The sequence below is a fragment of the Rhabdothermincola sediminis genome (assembly GCF_014805525.1).
GTDB lineage: Bacteria > Actinomycetota > Acidimicrobiia > Acidimicrobiales > Acidimicrobilacustridaceae > Rhabdothermincola > Rhabdothermincola sediminis.
This window is the reverse complement of the sequence record NZ_JACFSZ010000001.1, coordinates 139,679-155,974: the sequence shown is the minus strand read 5'-3', so window position 1 is coordinate 155,974 and position 16,296 is coordinate 139,679. Positions and strand designations below refer to the sequence as shown.

Below are 16,296 nucleotides of genomic sequence, written 5' to 3'. Positions count from 1 at the left end.
CGATCCACCTCGCAGCCGACACAGGCGTCCTGGCGGCCCCGGACGGCTTATCGTTGACCATGGCCTTCGCCATCGTCGCGCTCCTGGTGGTCACCGCCGTGGCCGTCACGACCGCGCTGGCCGGCCAGCGCCGCGCCTCCGTCGCCCAGCGGCAGCTCGAGCGGACCGTCCGCACGGATGGCCTCACGGGCCTGCCGAACCGGACGGTCATCGCCGAGACGCTCACCGCCGCCCGGGAGCGCGCGGGCCGCGGTGGCACGCACGTGGCGGTGATCGCCGCTCGCCTCCACCGGTTCGAGCTGGTCAACGAGACCTACGGGCCGGAGGTGGGTGACGCGCTGCTCCGCGCCGTGGCCACCCAGCTCCTCGAGCGTGACCGCCCTGGCGAGGTGGTCACCCGCGACGCCGGGCCGACCTTCGTGGTCGTGCTCGACGGGGTACGGGACCGCGACGCGCTGGCGCGCCGCGCCGCCGAGATCGGCGCCGCGATGGAGGTGCCGTACGCGATCGGCCACGACCACATCCGGGTGACGCTGCTGATCGGGGCCGTGCTCGACGACCGCGCCGACCGCTCGGTGGGAGACCTGCTCGCGGACGCCGGGCTGGCGCTCGAGCGGGCGGCCGCGGCCGGCTCCGCCGGCACCACGATCACGATCTACGACGAGAACCTCCGAGTCGGGGACACCCCCGTCCACGCCGAGCGGCGGCTACGCCGAGCGGTCGACGAAGAGCAGTTCCGGCTCCACTACCTGCCCGTCGTCGAGCTGGGCTCGGGCCGCATCGCCGCCGTGGAAGCCAGGCTGGTCTGGGACGACCCCGACCGGGGAACGGTCACCGACCACTCGTTCGTCGAACGCCTCCACGCCACCGGGCTCCTGGTGCCCGTCGCCTGGTGGGGCTTGGAGGAGACCTGCCGCCAGAGCCGTGACTGGCAGGACCGGTTCGGCACGATCGAGCTGCGCACGATCGCCCGGGTGCCGCCGAGGCTGCTGGCGCAGGCCGATCTCGCAGACCAGGTGCTACGGATCCTCGACCGCGCCGGCGCCACCCCTGACCGCCTCTGCCTCGAGATCCCCGGATGGGCGTACGGCTCCCAGGTGGAGGACTCCTGGACCCGCCTACGGCCGCTGAAGGAGGCCGGCATCCTGCTCGGCCTGGCCGACTTCGGGGTGGGCTACTCGTCGTTGCGCTACCTGCGCCGCTTCCAGCTCGACCTGTTGAAGATCGACCGGGTCTTCGTGCAGGCGATCGGCTCCAACCGTGCCGACGACGCGATCGTGGAGCAGCTCGTGAGCCTGTGCCACGCACTCGGCATGGCCGCGCTCGCCGACGGCGTGGACACCGAGCACCAGGCCGTGCTGATGCAGAGCATGCGCTGCGACTATGGCACCGGTGAGCTGTTCGGTGCACCGGTGCCGGCCGGTGACATCGACGCGATGCTGGCCACGGGGACGGTCAGGCGCCGCCCCCCGCTATCCGGCTGACGAGCTCCTCGGGGGACGAGGGCGGCGCGAACAGGTACCCCTGTGCCCGGTCGCAGCCGAGCAACTGCAGCATCTCGAGCTGCTCATCGGTCTCCACCCCGACGGCGACCACCGTGAGCCCCAGGTTGTGCGCCAACTCGACCGTTGCTCGGACGATGGCGGTGTCCTGCTCGTCGGTGCCGAGCCCGGCGACGAGCGAGCGATCGATCTTCACGAAGTCGAGTGGGAAGCGCTTGAGGTAGCCCAGCGACGAGTGCCCGGCACCGAACTCGTCGAGACCGACCTTCACCCCGAGAGCGCGGAGATAGGAGATGCTGGCATCGACGATCGCCTGGTGGCCGAGCAGGATGCTCTCGGTGATCTCCAGGCACAGCTGGTCGGCCGGGACGCCCGACGCGTTGAGGGCGTGCAGCACGTGGTTGGGGAGATCGGGGTCGGCGAGCTGCCGGGGCGACACGTTCACGGACACCTCGTGCGGACCGTCCGGGAGCTGCGACCACGCTGCCAGCTGGGCGCAGGTGAGACCCAACACCTGGGAGCCGAGGCGGGTGATCAACCCGGTCGACTCGGCGGCGTCGATGAACTCGGCCGGGGACAGCAGGGAGCCGGCGCCGTCATCCACCCGCAGGAGCGCCTCGGCCCCGACCACCGCCTCGGACTCGACGTCGATGATCGGCTGGTAGTGGACGACGAGCGACTCGTCATCGATCACCTCGCGCAACCGCTGCTCGACGTCGCGCCGGCGCGAGGACTGCTCGGCCAACGCGTCGGTGAAGGTCTCGCTGCGGTCGCCGCCGGCTTCCTTGGCGATCTGCATGGCGTGATCGGCGTCGCGAAGGAGCTGTTCGGACTCGTCGCCCGACGCCCCGAAGGCGATGCCGACGCTCGCGGTCAGCTCGAGCCGCGAGCCTCCCGCGCCGAGGGGCTCGCGCACCGCGGCCAGCAGCCGCGAGGCGACCCGCACCGCCTCGGCGGGGTCGCCGACGTCGGGGAGCAGCACCGCGAACTCGTCGCTGCGCAACCGGGCGGTGGTGGTGCCCGGGCCAGCGGCGGCGGCGAGGCGGGAACCGACCTCGGCCAGCGCCTGGTCCGCGACCTCCTTGCCGAAGGCTTCGTTCGCGGCCCGGAAACGGTCCAGGTCCACGAGCAACACCGCCACCGTGGCAGTCGCCCCCTCTTCAGCTTGTAGTGCCCGCGCCAGCCGGTCGAGCAGCCGGACACGGTTCGGCAGGCCGGTCAGCTGGTCGGTGAACGCCCGGGCAGCAACCGCCTGCGCCGCCTCCACACGGTCGGTGACGTCACGGCCGTTGAGCACCAGCCCACCGATCGCCGGGTTGCCCCGGAGATCGCTCACGATGATCTCCAGATGGCGCCACCCGCCGTCGGCTGCCTGCAGGCGCAGCTCGACCGGTGCGCCGACGCCCTGCTCGTCCGGCCGAGCCAGCGCAGCGAGATCGGCCGGGACGTCGTCCGGGTGGACCAGCTCCAGCAGGTTCCTCCCCTCGAGCGCGCCGTCGGGATGCCCGAGGATGCGGGTGGTGGCCGGGCTGGCGAACTGGACCACCCCGTCGATGCCGACCACGGCGATCACATCGCTGGTGTGCTCCACCAGGGCCGCGAACCGGGTCTCGCTCGTGTCAGCAGGTTGATCGGCCCCGAGCAGGTCAGCCAGGTTGCGGGCCACCATCGAAACGGCCTCGATCTCGCCCTGGTGGTCGCGGTGGGCCACGAGCACCGCCGAGACCGGCGTCGGATCGCCGCCGCCCGCGAGCAGGGTGAGCCGGCCGCGCCACCGACCGTACTTCACCAGCGCGGGGAGGACCTTCACCTCGTAGTGACCCTTGGACCACTCGTCGAGCAGCTCGACCAGCCAGATCTTGTCCGCGGCGCGGATCGGCACGAGGGTGACGAACGCGTCGTTGGCCCACAACGCCTCGTGCCCGACCGATGCGAACACCGCCACCAGGTCCGGGGTCTCGACGAGTGTGTCGGTGAGTACCCGGGTGATGTCGGGGCCGTCGGCGGGCTCATCCTGCTGAGCCTGCCCGCGCTCGCCCGGGCTCTCCGCCGTACCGTCGTCGATGGGCTGGGCCGCGCCGCTCGGCCGGGCGACCGGGCCGCTCGGCGTGTGCATCACCTCGAAGACCACCGGGCGATCCTCGTCGGTGCGCACGACCAGCGTGGTGCGGTACCCGGGCCGGTTCGCCGCTACCCGGGCCAGCGCAAGCAGCGCGGTCTGGTCGTCCGCCTGCACGCCGAGGGTCACCGCCTCTCGCAGCACGTCGTCCTTCGCGAACGCCGGTCGCTGACGTTGGTTGGCGACCGACAGCCGCCGGTTCCACGTCGTCAACTGCCCACCCTTCGATCGAGCAGGTCCTGGCGGACGCTGCTCTCGTACCGACTGCCCTCTGACCGCCTGCCCGGTCCGTCCCGCCCGCCGTGCCCATCGTCTCGTCCGGGCCCATCGGTGGGCCCATCCGTCGAGCCCCGAGCCCGTCCTGTCCGCCAGCGTCCGGCGGGCGAGGCCCAGCAAGCCTAGTCGGTTCGAGACACACGCAGGACGGCCGAGCCGGTGACCTCGCCGTCGGCCAGCCGGCGCAGGGCCTCGTTGGCCTGCTCGACGGGGTGCACCTCGATCGTGGTGCGCACGGGGATCTCGGCCGCCAGGTGAAGGAATGAGCGCACGTCCTCGCGGGTCACGTTCGCCACGCTACGGATCTGGCGTTCCCACCACAGCAGTTCGTAGGGGTACTCGGGGACCCGGTCCAGGTGGATGGCGTTGACGGCCACGATCCCGCCGCGGTCGAGGGCCCGCAGCGCCGACACCACGACATCCCCCACCGGCGCGAAGGTGATGGCCGCGTCCAGCGGCACGGGTGGCTGCTCGGCGGGGCCGCCCACCCAGGCAGCACCGAGGTCGAGGGCCCGCTGCTGCTCCGCGGTGGAGCGGGTCACCACATGGACCTCGCACCCCCAGTAGCGAGCGACCTGGATCACGCAGGTCGCCGACGCACCGAAGCCGTACAGCCCGAGCCGAGTCCCGGCCGATCCGGGCCCGAGCCCGGCCACCGCCAGCGAGCGGTACCCGATCGCGCCGCCGCAGAGGAGCGGCGCAGCGTCGAGGTCGGCGAACCCGTCCGGCAGGCGGTGCACGAACTCGGCGCGGGCCGACAGCTGGGTGGCGAAGCCCCCGTCGCGGTCCCATCCGGTGAAGGTGGCCTGCTCGCAGAGGTTCTCCCGACCGCGGCGGCAGAACCGGCACCGCCCACAGGTACCGGCGATCCACGCCACGCCGACCCGGGTGCCGACGAGCGCCTGGTCCACGCCGTCCCCGGTTGCTCGCACGACGCCGACCGCTTGGTGGCCGGGCACGATCGGCAGCCGCCGCGCCGGGAGATCACCCTCGCAGAGCTGCAGGTCGGTCCGGCACACACCGCACGCCGCGACCTCGACGATCACCTCACCGGGAGCAGGCTCGAGGTCCGGGTCCTCGACCAGCTCCAGCGGACCCGCGCTCGCCGGCGCGGGATCGCTGAGCCGCATCGCACGCCTCACGCCGCGAACGGTAACCGGCTGCCTCGCGGGACGCCCGGTCGCGGTCGACTCCGGGGCGGACGCGAAGGGGACCGGCCTCACGACCGGTCCCCTTCGATCCCCCACCCCCTGGTGATCGACGCGGTCAGAGCGCCCAGCAGTTGAACCGCACGGGCTCGTTGCGCAGGGCGTCGCGCACGCCGTCGTAGACGGTCCCGTCGAGGATCAAGCCCAGGTGGCCGACCACCCGCAACCAGCACTGGTCCTGCACCTTCACGTTCTCGGCCCCGTCACGCAGGGTGGCGTTGGTGACCGGGCGGACCAGCTCGTCCTGGGCGGTGTAGATGTTGGTGTACTTCACCGGAGCGATCACGTCGGGCCCGGCGTTGAGGTCGTTCAAGAACGCGGAGCCGATCGCCATCTGTTCGCAGGCGATGATGCCGATGCAGCTCCCGAGTCCCAGGAAATCGGCGATGTTGGCCACATAGGTGCCGTAGTGAGGGGCGCCGAGGCTGATCACCCGGTCGACCTTGGTCGAGCCGCCCAGGTACTTGACGTAGTAGCGAGCGACCAGCCCGCCCTGCGAATGGCCGATGAGGTCGACCTTGGCCGAGCCGGTCTGGGCACGGACCTGATCGACGAGCGTGGCCAGGGGCCTCGAGGTCTGGCCGATATCGCCGAGGCCGAGGCCGGGCAGCTCGTAGATCCAGACCTTGTAGCCGTCGTTGCGGAGCCGGGCCGCCAGCGGCTCGTTGGCGATGGCCGGGGAGAACGTCCCCGCCACGATGATGACCGGATCCTTGGTCGTGGTCGCTCCGGCGGTCGCCACGAACGGCGTCCCGATGCCGAGCAAGGCGAGCACGAGCGCGAGCACGACGAGCGTGCGGCGGTTACGACGCATCTGTCCCTCCTCCAGATGCCGCGGGAGCGGCGGTCCAAGGCCACCCCTCCCATCGCCCCGGGGTGACCGTAGTCACACCCTAGAGGAGGGGTGTTCACTTGTCAACGCGCAGAGTGGCACGCTGTCACCGTGCGCGAATTGAGCTTGGTGGTGTGTGACCACGACGACCTCGCTGCCACCGCAGTCGAGGCGGCCGCCGAGGCGGCGGGCTACACGGTCGCCGGGCGGGTGGCGAACGCCGTCGACCTGCTGCGTCTGCTCGCGCACGTGCACCCGAGCGTGGTGGTGGCCCGCCAGGAGCTGCCCGGCACGACGGGCGTGGAGGCGGCGCGGGAGCTGCGTTCCCCGGCCAGCCAGGACGGTGCCGCAGCTCCCGAGGTCATCCTCACCAGCTCCTCACCGGACCTGGAGCTCCTCGCCGCCGATCCCTCCGTCAGCGAGGCCGTGCCCTGGGGTGACCTGCCCACGCTCGAGCGGGCGCTCGCCCGGCTGCGTGAGCAGCTCCTGACCGGGGAGCGCCGCGTAGGCGGCGAGCGCCGCTCCGGCAAGGACCGCCGCCAGCACCAGGACTGGACGAAGGTCTTCGCCGAGCGCCGCAGCGGCCAGGATCGCCGCCGGGGGGACCGCCGGGCAGGGGGCTGAGCAACGGCCGTCGCTCAGCCGGTGCGCTTACCGGACCACCGGCGCACCAGCAGCACGGCGGCGATCACCACGGCCAGGATCACCGCGGCCAGCGCGGCCCGGCGCGAGCGGCGCCCCGCCCCATCGGCGTGCTCGACGACGCCGCTGGTGGTGTCGACGTAGACATCCTCGGCCGGGGTGCTGACGATCACCTCGTCGACCGTCGGGAGCACCTCGACATCGGCCTGGTCGGTGTGCACCACGATGTCGTCGCCCCGGGGCGAGATCTCCACGTCGGCCTCACCCGTGTGCACGACCACCTCGCCCCCCACGACCTCGACCTCGACACCGCGGGGCAGCTCGACCCCGTCGACCCCCTCGGGCCCCGCCGGTTTGGTCGGGGGTTCGAGCAGGGCGTCGACCGGAGCCGGCTCGTCGTCAGGAGGCGGCGGCTGGCGGCGACGCGAACGTTGCGGGTCGTACTGCGGCATCAGGGGCTCCAGTGGGCAGGATGCGCTCGAGGACGGCCTCGAGCTCCGCGGCGGCCTCGGGCGCTCCCGGCCGGTGGCCGAGCGCGTGGATCGGCAGCGACTGCGCGGCTGCTTCGGCCACGGCGGCTCGCAGGTGAACCGGCGGGAGCACCTCGTCGCCGTACTGCTCGACGAGCTGGTCGTGCCAGTAGCGGGCGTCCCGGGTGCGGCCGAGGCGGTTCACCGCGATGCCGGCGATGGTGAGCGCTCCGCCCCGGCGCTGGCTGATCCGGTGGATGGTGCGCGTGATCTGCTGCACCCCGTCCGAGGCCCAGGCCGCGGGCTCGGTGACGATCAACGCCTGGTCGGCCGCGAACAGACCGTTGACGGTGAGCAGCCCGAGCGACGGCGGGCAGTCGATGATCGCCAGCTCGCAGGCCAGGCCTTCCATTGCCACCTGGAGCCGGTCCTGGGCCCCGACCGGATCGGTGGCCAGCTGGGGCTCCCGGGCGGCGAGCGCCGGCGAGCTGGGCGCCACCAGTGGCAGCCGGCCGAGATCGGCCGGCCAACCCGACGGGCACAGCACCTCGGTGAGCACGCCCGGGCGCTCGGCCTCGAGGGCCCGATCGACGGTGACCGGCGGGTCCCACACGGCGAGCCCGGTGGTGGCGTTGGCCTGGGGATCGAGGTCGATCACCACCACCTGCCGGCCGGTGTGAGCGGCCGCGGAGGCCAGCCCGAGCGCGACCGTGGTCTTGCCCACGCCGCCCTTCTGGTTCACCACGGCGATCGTCGTGCGCCCGGACATGGGATCCAACGGTAGTGCAGGAATACGCGGCGTCGCCCACGCCTTGAGGACCTACGTGACCGAGCTGAGAGCAGGCGACGCCGCGCCGGACATCACCCTGCCGGACCAGCACGGGAAGCCGGTCGCGCTCCGTGACCTGCGAGGGCGCTGGGTCGTCGTCTACTTCTACCCCGCCGACGACACCCCCGGCTGCACGGCTGAGTCCTGCTCCTTCCGGGACGCCTACGAGGACTTCACCGACGCCGGCGCCGAGGTGATCGGCATCAGCGCCGACCCGGTGGAATCGCACCGGCAGTTTGCGGAGAAGCACCGGCTGCCCTTCACCCTGCTGGCCGACGTCGACGGCACGGCCCGCTCGGCGTTCGGGGTGGGTCGGACTTTCGGCCTGCTACCCGGCCGGGTCACCTACGTGATCGACCCCGAAGGCACGATCCGCTCGGTGTTCAGCTCCCAGTTCCGCCCCCGCAAGCACATCGACGCAGCTCTGGCCACGATCCGCTCCGGCAGCTGAGCCCCGGGACCGGCACGGGCAGGGGCCCACCACCGCTACCGTCGGTCGCCATGAAGGCCGTCCAGACGTTCACCGTCGTCTCCCAGCTCCCGCCCTCGCTGGAGCCGCTGCGGGAGGTCGCCCTCAACCTCGGCTGGAGCGACGACGAGCGGGCACAGGACCTCTTCCGCCGGCTCGACCGCGAGGGCTGGGAACTCGAGGGCCAGGACCCGGCCCTGATGCTGTCGACCATGTCCACCGAGCGCCTCGAGCAGCTCGCCACCGACGCCGCCTTCACATCGCTGGCCGCGACCGTCCATCGCGAGCTGCGCCGCACGCTCGACGAGCCCCGCTGGTTCCAGCACCGCGAGGGATCCCCGCTGCGATCGGTGGCCTACTTCTCACCGGAGTTCGGCATCGCGGCCGCGCTCCCCCAGTACTCCGGGGGACTCGGCGTGCTCGCCGGCGACCACCTGAAAGCCGCCGACGATCTCGGACTGCCGCTGATCGGCATCGGCCTGCTCTACCGGCACGGCTACTTCCGCCAGGAGCTCGACGCCCGCGGCTGGCAGGTCGAGCGCTTCCCCCGCCTCGACCCCCGGGCCATGGCACTCTCGCCGGTCAAGGACCTCACCGTGACGGTCGAGCTCGCCGGCGTGCCGGTGCACGCCCGCCTCTGGCAGGCGCAGATCGGGCGCATCGAGCTGTACCTGCTCGACACCGACATCGACGACAATGACGACTACAGCCGCCTGGTCTGCGACCGCCTCTACGGGGGCGGCCCGGAGGAGCGCATCCGCCAGGAGCTTGTCCTCGGCGTCGGTGGGGTGCGGGCTCTCGACGCGCTGGGAGCCCGGCCCCAGGTGTTCCACATGAACGAGGGCCACGCGGGATTCCTGGCCCTGGAGCGGATCCGCCGCCTGATGCTCGACGAAGGGCTCTCCTTCGCCGAAGCTCGCGCCGCGAGCCGGCCGGCGACGATCTTCACCACCCACACCCCCGTCCCCGCCGGCATCGACCGGTTCCCGCGGGAGCTGATCGAGAAGTACTTCGGGAACTGGTGCCACGAGCTCGGGGTCACCCTCGACGAGCTGATGGCGCTCGGTCACGAGCCGGGCACCCCCGAAGGCGAGGTGTTCAACATGGCCACGATGGGCCTGCGGCTCGCCGGTCGCTCGAACGGGGTGGCGAAGCTGCACGGCGCCGTGAGCCGGGCGATGTTCGCCGGGCTGTGGCCCCAGGTCCCGCTGGCCGAGGTCCCCATCACCTCGGTCACCAACGGGGTGCACGCCCGGACCTGGACCTCGACCGGGTTCCGCAGCCTGTACGAGAAGGTGCTCGGGGAGGACTGGCCGCAAGCCGATCCGGCCGCCTGGCGAGCGATCGAGGACGTCCCGGCCAGGGAGCTGTGGAAGCTGCGCTGCGCCAACCGGGAGCGGTTGGTGAGCTACGCCCGGCACCGCCTGCGCCAGTCGGGCCTGCGGCGCGGGCTGTCGGAACCCCAGGTGGCGTGGACCGAGGAGGCACTCGATCCCGACGTGCTCACCATCGGCTTCGCCCGCCGCTTCGCCGCTTACAAGCGGGCTGTGCTGCTGCTGAGCGATCCCGAGCGCCTGCGGGCCCTGCTGCTCGATCCCGAACGCCCCGTGCAGCTCGTCTTCGCAGGCAAGGCCCACCCGGCCGACGAGCAGGGACACCACCTGCTCCAGACGATCGCCAACACTGCTGCGGACCTCGACATCCGCCACCGGCTGGTGTTGATCGAGGACTACGACATCAGCGTGGCCCGCATGCTGGTCCAGGGCGCCGACGTCTGGCTCAACACGCCGCTGCGACCGAACGAGGCGTGCGGTACCAGCGGCATGAAGGCGGTGTTCAACGGTGGGCTGAACTGCTCGGTGCTCGACGGCTGGTGGGACGAGATGTACGAGCCCGACGTGGGCTGGGCGATCCCCTCCGTGGAAGACGAGCCCGACATCGAGGCCCGCAACCGCTTCGAGGCAGCCGGCCTCTACAGCATCCTCGAACGCCAGGTCGTCCCGATGTTCTACCGGCGCGACGACGACGGCGTGCCGAACGACTGGGTCAAGCGGGTCGCTCGCTCGATCTCGCGGCTCGCCCCCAAGGTCGAGGCCAGCCGGATGCTGCGCGAGTACGTCACCGAGATGTACGAGCCGGCCGCCGTGCACTCCGAGCACCTCTCAGCGAGCGGCTACGAGCGGGCCAAGGCCCTCGTGCGCTGGCGTCACCAGCTCGACCGGGCCTGGCCGTCGGTGGCGGTTCGGTCGACGACCTACGAGGAGCTCCCGACCGAGCAGGGCGCGTCCTACCTCGTCACCGCGCAGATCGTGCTCGGCGAGCTCGAGCCCGGCGACGTCGCCGTCCAGCTCGTGTACGGGGAGGTGGACCTCGAGGACGAGATCCGCCAGCCTCGGGTGGTGGCCATGGAGCTCGCGGGCGACGGGGAGCACCCCGGGTGGCGGCGCTACCAGCACGAGATCGACTTCGACCGCGCCGGCAACTTCGGCTTCACGGTGCGCGTGGTTCCCTCGCACCCCGATCTGCCGAACCCCGCGGTGCTGGGGCGGATCGCCTGGGCCCCGCACCCTGGCACCCAGACCGCCCACTCCTGAGCACTCCCGCCCCGCCGGCCCGACGCCACCACACCGCCGTGGGCCGGTCCGCCGGGGTCTGCGGGCACCGCGTGGCGGCGGTACCAGGCGCCCGCCCCGGACCACCTGCGACGATCGCGTGGGTACACCCACATCGCGTGGGTACACCCACATGCTGTCCGCTCTACCCAGCCGAGCGCGGAGTCAGTGCCTCCCGCGCCCATCTGGGGTCGTGCGGCCGAACGGCGGCGAGTGCGAGGGGGCGCTCAGCCTCCCCGCGGCGACGGGGTGCGGTCGGCGCCGCCGCACTGGAGCAGCTTCTGGCAGACCTGGTTGATCGGCACCGCGAAGTGGATCTCGCCGGCGTCGAAGCCGAGTGGCTCGTAGGTCAGTGACGCCACCCCCAGGACCTTGCCGTCGACGGTGACGATCGGCCCACCCTGGAAGGCCGGTCCCAGGGGAGCGGTGTGCTGGAATCCAGCTGCCGACTGATCGATCACCACGCCCGTCGTCAGGCTCGCGCCTGCGCCACCAAGCCCGCTCACCGGGAAGATCCGCCCACCCAGCGCCTTGGCCGCGGCGTCGTTGCTGATCCACTCCAGCACCTGGACCCCACCCTTGGGCGCCCGGATCAAGGCCAGGTCGCGCTCAGGGTCCCAGTTCCAGACCTCGGCTCTCGTCTCCTCGGTGCCCTTGCGAATAGTGACGTCCGGACCGGGCATCACGGTCGCGGCCTTGACCGTCGTGTACGAGGTGACGAAATAGGTCTCGCGGTCGTCGCTGATGACCGCGAAGGCGGTCCCGACCGCCGGGCGCCCCTCCTCGTCGAGGGTGGCCACGCTGTAGACGGCCGGAGAGAACAGCTGGGCGAGCTGGAGCACCTGGGTCTCGGCGAGGAAGCCCTGCAGCGGGCCCAGCGCATCGTTGATGTCGGTGAGCGCCTGCTCACGCAGCTGCTCGATCGACGCCTGCGCATCCGCCGAGCGCTCTTCGAAGTCCTCCGTCGTCGATCGCAGATCGCTCACCTGGCTGTTGAAGTTGGCCCACCAGAACGCGCCGCTCGCACCGAACGCCACGCCCGTGAGGGCGAAGATCAGCATCCACAACAGCACCGACCGGGTGAAGATCGGGAAGCGCACCGAGTTGCGGGCCGCGTACCGCCGGGCCTTGTCCTCGCGTCGCCACGCGCGCCGCCGCTCGCGGCGCGACATCGCGCCGCCGGCCGCTGGCTGGCCGCTGGTCGCGCTCCCGGCCCCGCCGGGGCTCACCAGTGGCTGCGAGCCGGTCACCGGCTCGGCGTCGATCACCGGCTTGGTGAGATCGAGCGGGCCGGTCGTGCCGCCCCGGCGATCCTCGCTCCCGGTGCTCATCGCCGCCCACCCTCTCCTGCTGTCCCCGTCACCTCACCCGTGCCGGTGCTCATGCCCATCTCGCGCCTCCCGTGCCCCGACCTCACCGGCCGGTGGTGGTGGTGGTCGCCGGCGGTTCCGCCGGCACCGTGGTGGTCGTGGTCGTGGTCGTGGTCGGTGCGGGCAGCGACGGCGTGCGTACGCACGGTCCACCGCAGTCGACGGGCAGCTCGGCCGGCGCCCGCCGCAGCGGTCGACGGGCCGCGCCCCCCTCGCCGTCCCCACGAGGTGGCGGCAGCGGTCCGGGCACCGGGAAGTCGAGCACCGGGAGCCCGTCGTGCGCTGGTCGCATGAACGCAGCCCAGGTGCGGGCCGCGGTGTCGCCGCCGAACACGTTCCCCAACGAGCGCTGACCGTCCGCGTGCCCCATCCACACCGCCGCCACGAGCTGCGGGGTGTAGCCCACGAACCAGATGTCGGTGTTGTTGTCGGTGGTACCCGTCTTGCCCGCGGCGGGCCGCCCGATGTTCGCCCGCCGACCGGTGCCCCCGTCGATCACGCCGCGCAGGATGTCGGTGGTCGTGTCCGCGATCGCCGGATCGAGCACCGGCGTCCCCCCGGGAACCGTGTTGTCCTCGAGCACCGTCCCGTCGGCGGCCGTCACCTTCACCACCGGCGTGACGTTCGGGCGCACCCCGTGGTTCGCGAGGGTGGCGTAGCCCGTCGCCATGTCGAGGGGCGACACGCTGTACTGCCCGAGGGTGATGCGGGAGGTGTAGGAGCCGTCCGGGGTGATCCAGGTCGTCACCCCCAACCGGTTCGCCATCTCCGCGATGCGGTTGGGGCCGACGTCACGGGCGAGCTGGACGAAGTAGGCGTTGCTCGAGGCGGCGGTCGCGGTGCGCATGTCGCCTCCCGTGCCGCCGAGCGGCTCGCAGGGCACGTTCGCCCGCCGGAAGCAGCCCGGTTCGTTGTAGGGGCCGCCCGGATAGGTCGTGGAGGGCCCGAACCCCTGCTCCAGCGCCGCGGCGATGGTGAAGGTCTTGAACGAGGAGCCCGCCTGCATGCCGGTCTCGCCGCCGAGACCCAGGTTCACCTGGCTGACGTTCCAGTCACGGCCTCCCACGAAGGCCTTCACGAACCCGGTGGACGGCTCGACCGCCACCAGTGACATCTCCCGCGGGTAGGAGGTGCCCGCCAGCGCATCGGACACCGCCGCCTCCGCCAGGGACTGCAGACGAGGATCGATCGTGGTCTCGATCCGCAGCCCGCCCTTGAACACCTGCTCGTCGCCGTACCGCTCCTCGAGGTACCGGCGGACGTAGTCGACGAAGTAGGGATAGGCCGATGCGCCGGCATCGGTCTGGGGGAACACCAGCGTGGCGGGCTGCCCTTCGGGGGGCAACCCGAAGCCCAGGTGCCAGAGCTGCGCGGGACGGGCCTCGTCGTACTGCTCCTGGGTGATCAACCCCAGTTGCAGCATGTCGGAGAGGACCTGCTGGCGGCGGGTCTCGGCCACGAAGACGTTCTCCCGAGGGTTGAACTTCGACGGTGAGGGGATGATGGCCGCGAGGGTGGCCGCCTCCGACAGGTTCAGGTCGCGGACGTTCTTATGGAAGTAGGTCTGCGCGGCCGCACCAGCGCCGTACGCGCCGCTCCCGAAGTAGACCCCGTCGAGGTAGCGATAGAGGATCTCCTCCTTCGCGGCCCGAGCCGAACCCAACTGCTCGGTGAGCTCTCGCTCCACGCGGGTCGCCAGCAGCGCCTCGTTGAACTTGCGCGAGAACGTGCGCTCCGGCGAGAGGTACGCGGCCTTCACATACTGCTGGGTGATCGTGGAGCCGCCCTGGACGACCTCGCCCTGCTCGTAGTTGGTGAGCGCGGCCCGCACGAGCCCCTCGGGGTCGATGCCCTTGTGTGACCAGAAGCGATGGTCCTCGGCCGCCACGGTGGCGTCCTTCAGCACCTGGGGGACGTCCTCCCGGGACATGGGCACGGTGAGATCGAACTGGCGGAACTCGCCGATCTGGTTGCCCTGGCTGTCATACACGTAGGACGGCTGGGCCTGGATGCGAGGGTTCTCCTCGGGCACGGTCCCCGGGAGGTTCCCGAACAGCAGCAGCCCGAACCCCGACGCTGTGGTGGCCACCGCCAGCACGGGGAGGCCGATGACCATGACCACGAGCACCCGCAACGACAGGCGCACGCCACGACGCCAGCGAGGTCTGCGCAGCCCGGTCATGTGACGCGCTGGTAGCGACACCCGTCGGTGCCGCTCGCGGGTCGGAAATCGCGGGCGGGGGTGGACAGCTCGATGGTCGGTCCGGTCGCGGTCCGGCGCTCCTCCTGCCAGCGGCCGTCGACGTACACCTGATAGGTGGTGGCACAACCGCGCAGGAAGGTGCGGTAGGTGCCGGGAGGGAGCACCCCGCTGTGGGGAACCGAGAACTCCTCGCCGATCGGGAAGTCCGGCACGTCGATGCCGGCCGGCGTGGTCGTGGTCGGCGCTCGCGGCCCGCAGCCGGGCAGCGTCACCCTGGTGCTCAGGTCCTGGGTGGACACCGTCGCCGCGTGCTGACCCTCGCGGGTGCACACCAGCCGCCACGTCGCGATGCCGTCGCGACCCGTGGTCGTGGTGGCATCGCCGTCGAGGCGGAACCCCCCGTCGAGCTCCACCCTCACCTGGGTGCCGGGAATGCCTTCCCCCGTCACGATCCCGTTCTCGTCGACGGACTGCTCGGTGTAGAGAGCCCGCAGGGTCACCGTCTCGCCGACCCGGGGCTCGGCCGAATCGAGGACCGCCTGCAGCTGGCGGCCGTCGAAGCGCGACAGGCGGATCTGCAGGTCCGCGCGGCCGCCGGCCGCGGCCAGGAACGTGGCCGCCGCCTGCGTCGACGCCAGCGAGGGCCGCAGCCAGGCCCGCACCCGGAAGTGGCCACCGAGCAGGCCGGAGACGGCGAAGGTGCCGTCATCGGCCGTGGTCACATCGGTCGATGCCACCCGGTCGCCGACCACCCGCTCCACGCGGACCGTGGCGCCGCCCACGGGACCGTCGGGCCCGCTGACCGTGCCCCCCAGGCGCGCGGTGCCCCCGAAGAGCTGCGGTGCGGGACTGCCCGGACGCTTACCCTTCACGGGCAGCAGCACCGCGGTGCGGGTGTCGGGCACCACGAAACCGTCGGGCACGCTCACCGGCGTCACGTCACTCGGGGGTGGCGCGAGCACCAGGGCGGTCGAGGTGGTGGTCGTGGTGGCCTCGCCCGCCCCGCCCGAGCACGCGCTGGCCGCGGCGATCGCGACCGTGATCGCCGCGACAGCGAACCTCGAGGGGCGAGGCGAATCGTGGGTTCGATCGAGATGGGTCATCGGCAGTCGGTCGTCACCCCCGCCCGATGGGCAAGGGTAGAACGATGCCATCCGCGAGGGTCGGATACGTGGCGCGGAAGCAGGCTCGCGCCGGCGACCGACACGGCGTCGAATCCGTGCAGGGAAGGGATCAGCGAAGGACTCGGGGCTCGTCGCCCGTGAGGTCGATGATCAGCGTGGGCGCCATGGCCGACTGGAGCTGCTCCCACGCCTCCAGCGCCGCCGCGTGCTCCCGGCGAGCCAGCTCGAGGTGCAGCTCGGCGGTCGGCACGGCCCGCCTGCGAGCACGGAACTCGGCGAAGGAGCCGTAGCCGTGGCGACGCAGGAGCGCCTCCTCACGAGCTCGGGCCACCTCGAACGCCTGACGCGCCTGCTTGGCCTTCGGTGTGGCCAGCAGACCGGCCTGGGCCCACAGGACCTCGGCGTGGGCCTGCTCGATCACCCGCACCTGCTCCTCCCCACCTCGGGAGCATTGCGCGGCCTGCACCTCGCGTTCGGCGTGCACCAAGTGGGCTTTGGCGCTCGCGAGCCGCTGGAGCACCTCGATCACCTCACGATCGCTCGGCCCGACGCGCAGCTCCGGGTCGTCACCGATCGATCGCCACGTGTCGATGGTCGCCATCACCTGCCCCTCCTCGTGGCACCTGGCACACATTCTGGC

At 71.9% G+C, this 16,296-nt stretch carries 13 protein-coding genes; 4 read left to right on the top strand and 9 right to left on the bottom strand.

Annotation, left to right across the window (positions count from 1 at the left end; translation table 11 throughout):
* Positions 1 to 59: 59 nt before the first annotated feature.
* Positions 60 to 1,484, top strand: coding sequence for a putative bifunctional diguanylate cyclase/phosphodiesterase (locus HZF19_RS00845; protein WP_208026828.1), 1,425 nt, complete (start codon positions 60 to 62; stop codon positions 1,482 to 1,484).
* Here the strand turns inward: HZF19_RS00845 and HZF19_RS00840 are convergent.
* From HZF19_RS00840 to HZF19_RS00830, 3 genes are all read right to left on the bottom strand, one after another.
* Positions 1,456 to 3,834, bottom strand: a complete 2,379-nt coding sequence (locus tag HZF19_RS00840) for a putative bifunctional diguanylate cyclase/phosphodiesterase (RefSeq protein ID WP_208026827.1) — start codon at positions 3,832 to 3,834, stop codon at positions 1,456 to 1,458. The two genes, HZF19_RS00845 and HZF19_RS00840, sit on opposite strands and share 29 nt — an antisense overlap.
* A 185-nt stretch (positions 3,835 to 4,019) precedes the next feature.
* The gene (locus tag HZF19_RS00835) at positions 4,020 to 5,039 is read right to left on the bottom strand and encodes a zinc-dependent alcohol dehydrogenase family protein (protein WP_208026826.1); all 1,020 of its coding nucleotides are present in this window, start codon (positions 5,037 to 5,039) and stop codon (positions 4,020 to 4,022) included.
* Between the two features lie 124 nt (positions 5,040 to 5,163).
* A complete protein-coding gene (locus HZF19_RS00830; protein WP_208026825.1) occupies positions 5,164 to 5,919 on the bottom strand; it encodes an esterase/lipase family protein in 756 nt (251 codons plus the stop codon).
* 129 nt (positions 5,920 to 6,048) lie between these two features.
* Between HZF19_RS00830 and HZF19_RS00825 the strand changes: the two genes are divergently transcribed.
* Positions 6,049 to 6,561 carry an ANTAR domain-containing protein gene (locus HZF19_RS00825; protein WP_208026824.1) on the top strand — a complete coding sequence of 171 codons (513 nt, stop codon included), beginning with the start codon at positions 6,049 to 6,051 and terminating at the stop codon, positions 6,559 to 6,561.
* A 14-nt stretch (positions 6,562 to 6,575) separates the two neighbouring features.
* Here HZF19_RS00825 and HZF19_RS00820 read toward each other — a convergent pair whose 3' ends face one another.
* Complete coding sequence (locus HZF19_RS00820) at positions 6,576 to 7,031, bottom strand: hypothetical protein (RefSeq protein ID WP_208026823.1); 456 nt, start codon at positions 7,029 to 7,031, stop codon at positions 6,576 to 6,578.
* Positions 6,979 to 7,818, bottom strand: a complete 840-nt coding sequence (locus tag HZF19_RS00815) for a ParA family protein (protein ID WP_208026822.1) — start codon at positions 7,816 to 7,818, stop codon at positions 6,979 to 6,981. The genes HZF19_RS00820 and HZF19_RS00815 overlap by 53 nt, the downstream gene beginning before the upstream one ends.
* 55 nt (positions 7,819 to 7,873) lie before the next feature.
* Here HZF19_RS00815 and HZF19_RS00810 point away from each other — a divergent pair, with 55 nt between their 5' ends.
* Positions 7,874 to 8,329 (top strand): peroxiredoxin, encoded by a 456-nt coding sequence (locus tag HZF19_RS00810; protein WP_208026821.1) that lies wholly within the window; start codon positions 7,874 to 7,876, stop codon positions 8,327 to 8,329.
* A gap of 50 nt (positions 8,330 to 8,379) precedes the next feature.
* Positions 8,380 to 10,941, top strand: a complete 2,562-nt coding sequence (gene glgP / locus HZF19_RS00805; protein WP_208026820.1) for an alpha-glucan family phosphorylase — start codon at positions 8,380 to 8,382, stop codon at positions 10,939 to 10,941.
* A 245-nt stretch (positions 10,942 to 11,186) separates the two neighbouring features.
* On the opposite strand, the gene HZF19_RS00800 is transcribed toward glgP, so the two are convergent.
* The 4 genes from HZF19_RS00800 to HZF19_RS00785 all read right to left on the bottom strand — a co-directional run bounded on the left by HZF19_RS00800 (position 11,187) and on the right by HZF19_RS00785 (position 16,257).
* On the bottom strand, positions 11,187 to 12,290 hold the full coding sequence (locus tag HZF19_RS00800) for a trypsin-like peptidase domain-containing protein (protein ID WP_208026819.1): 1,104 nt from the start codon (positions 12,288 to 12,290) through the stop codon (positions 11,187 to 11,189).
* A gap of 82 nt (positions 12,291 to 12,372) precedes the next feature.
* Positions 12,373 to 14,511 carry a transglycosylase domain-containing protein gene (locus HZF19_RS00795; RefSeq protein ID WP_208026818.1) on the bottom strand — a complete coding sequence of 713 codons (2,139 nt, stop codon included), beginning with the start codon at positions 14,509 to 14,511 and terminating at the stop codon, positions 12,373 to 12,375.
* Positions 14,508 to 15,635, bottom strand: coding sequence for a carboxypeptidase-like regulatory domain-containing protein (locus HZF19_RS00790; protein ID WP_208026817.1), 1,128 nt, complete (start codon positions 15,633 to 15,635; stop codon positions 14,508 to 14,510). Before HZF19_RS00790 ends, HZF19_RS00795 begins: the two co-directional genes overlap by 4 nt.
* Before the next feature lie 130 nt (positions 15,636 to 15,765).
* Positions 15,766 to 16,257 (bottom strand): hypothetical protein, encoded by a 492-nt coding sequence (locus HZF19_RS00785; protein ID WP_208026816.1) that lies wholly within the window; start codon positions 16,255 to 16,257, stop codon positions 15,766 to 15,768.
* Between the last annotated feature and the right edge of the window lie 39 nt (positions 16,258 to 16,296).

Coding starts and splice junctions, on each gene's coding strand:
- HZF19_RS00845 (WP_208026828.1), top strand. CDS start 60: ATGGCCTTCGCCATCGTCGCGCTCCTGGTGGTCACCGCCGTGGCCGTC.
- HZF19_RS00830 (WP_208026825.1), bottom strand. CDS start 5,919: ATGCGTCGTAACCGCCGCACGCTCGTCGTGCTCGCGCTCGTGCTCGCC.
- HZF19_RS00820 (WP_208026823.1), bottom strand. CDS start 7,031: ATGCCGCAGTACGACCCGCAACGTTCGCGTCGCCGCCAGCCGCCGCCT.
- HZF19_RS00815 (WP_208026822.1), bottom strand. CDS start 7,818: ATGTCCGGGCGCACGACGATCGCCGTGGTGAACCAGAAGGGCGGCGTG.
- glgP (WP_208026820.1), top strand. CDS start 8,380: ATGAAGGCCGTCCAGACGTTCACCGTCGTCTCCCAGCTCCCGCCCTCG.
- HZF19_RS00800 (WP_208026819.1), bottom strand. CDS start 12,290: ATGAGCACCGGGAGCGAGGATCGCCGGGGCGGCACGACCGGCCCGCTC.
- HZF19_RS00795 (WP_208026818.1), bottom strand. CDS start 14,511: ATGACCGGGCTGCGCAGACCTCGCTGGCGTCGTGGCGTGCGCCTGTCG.
- HZF19_RS00790 (WP_208026817.1), bottom strand. CDS start 15,635: ATGACCCATCTCGATCGAACCCACGATTCGCCTCGCCCCTCGAGGTTC.
- HZF19_RS00785 (WP_208026816.1), bottom strand. CDS start 16,257: ATGGCGACCATCGACACGTGGCGATCGATCGGTGACGACCCGGAGCTG.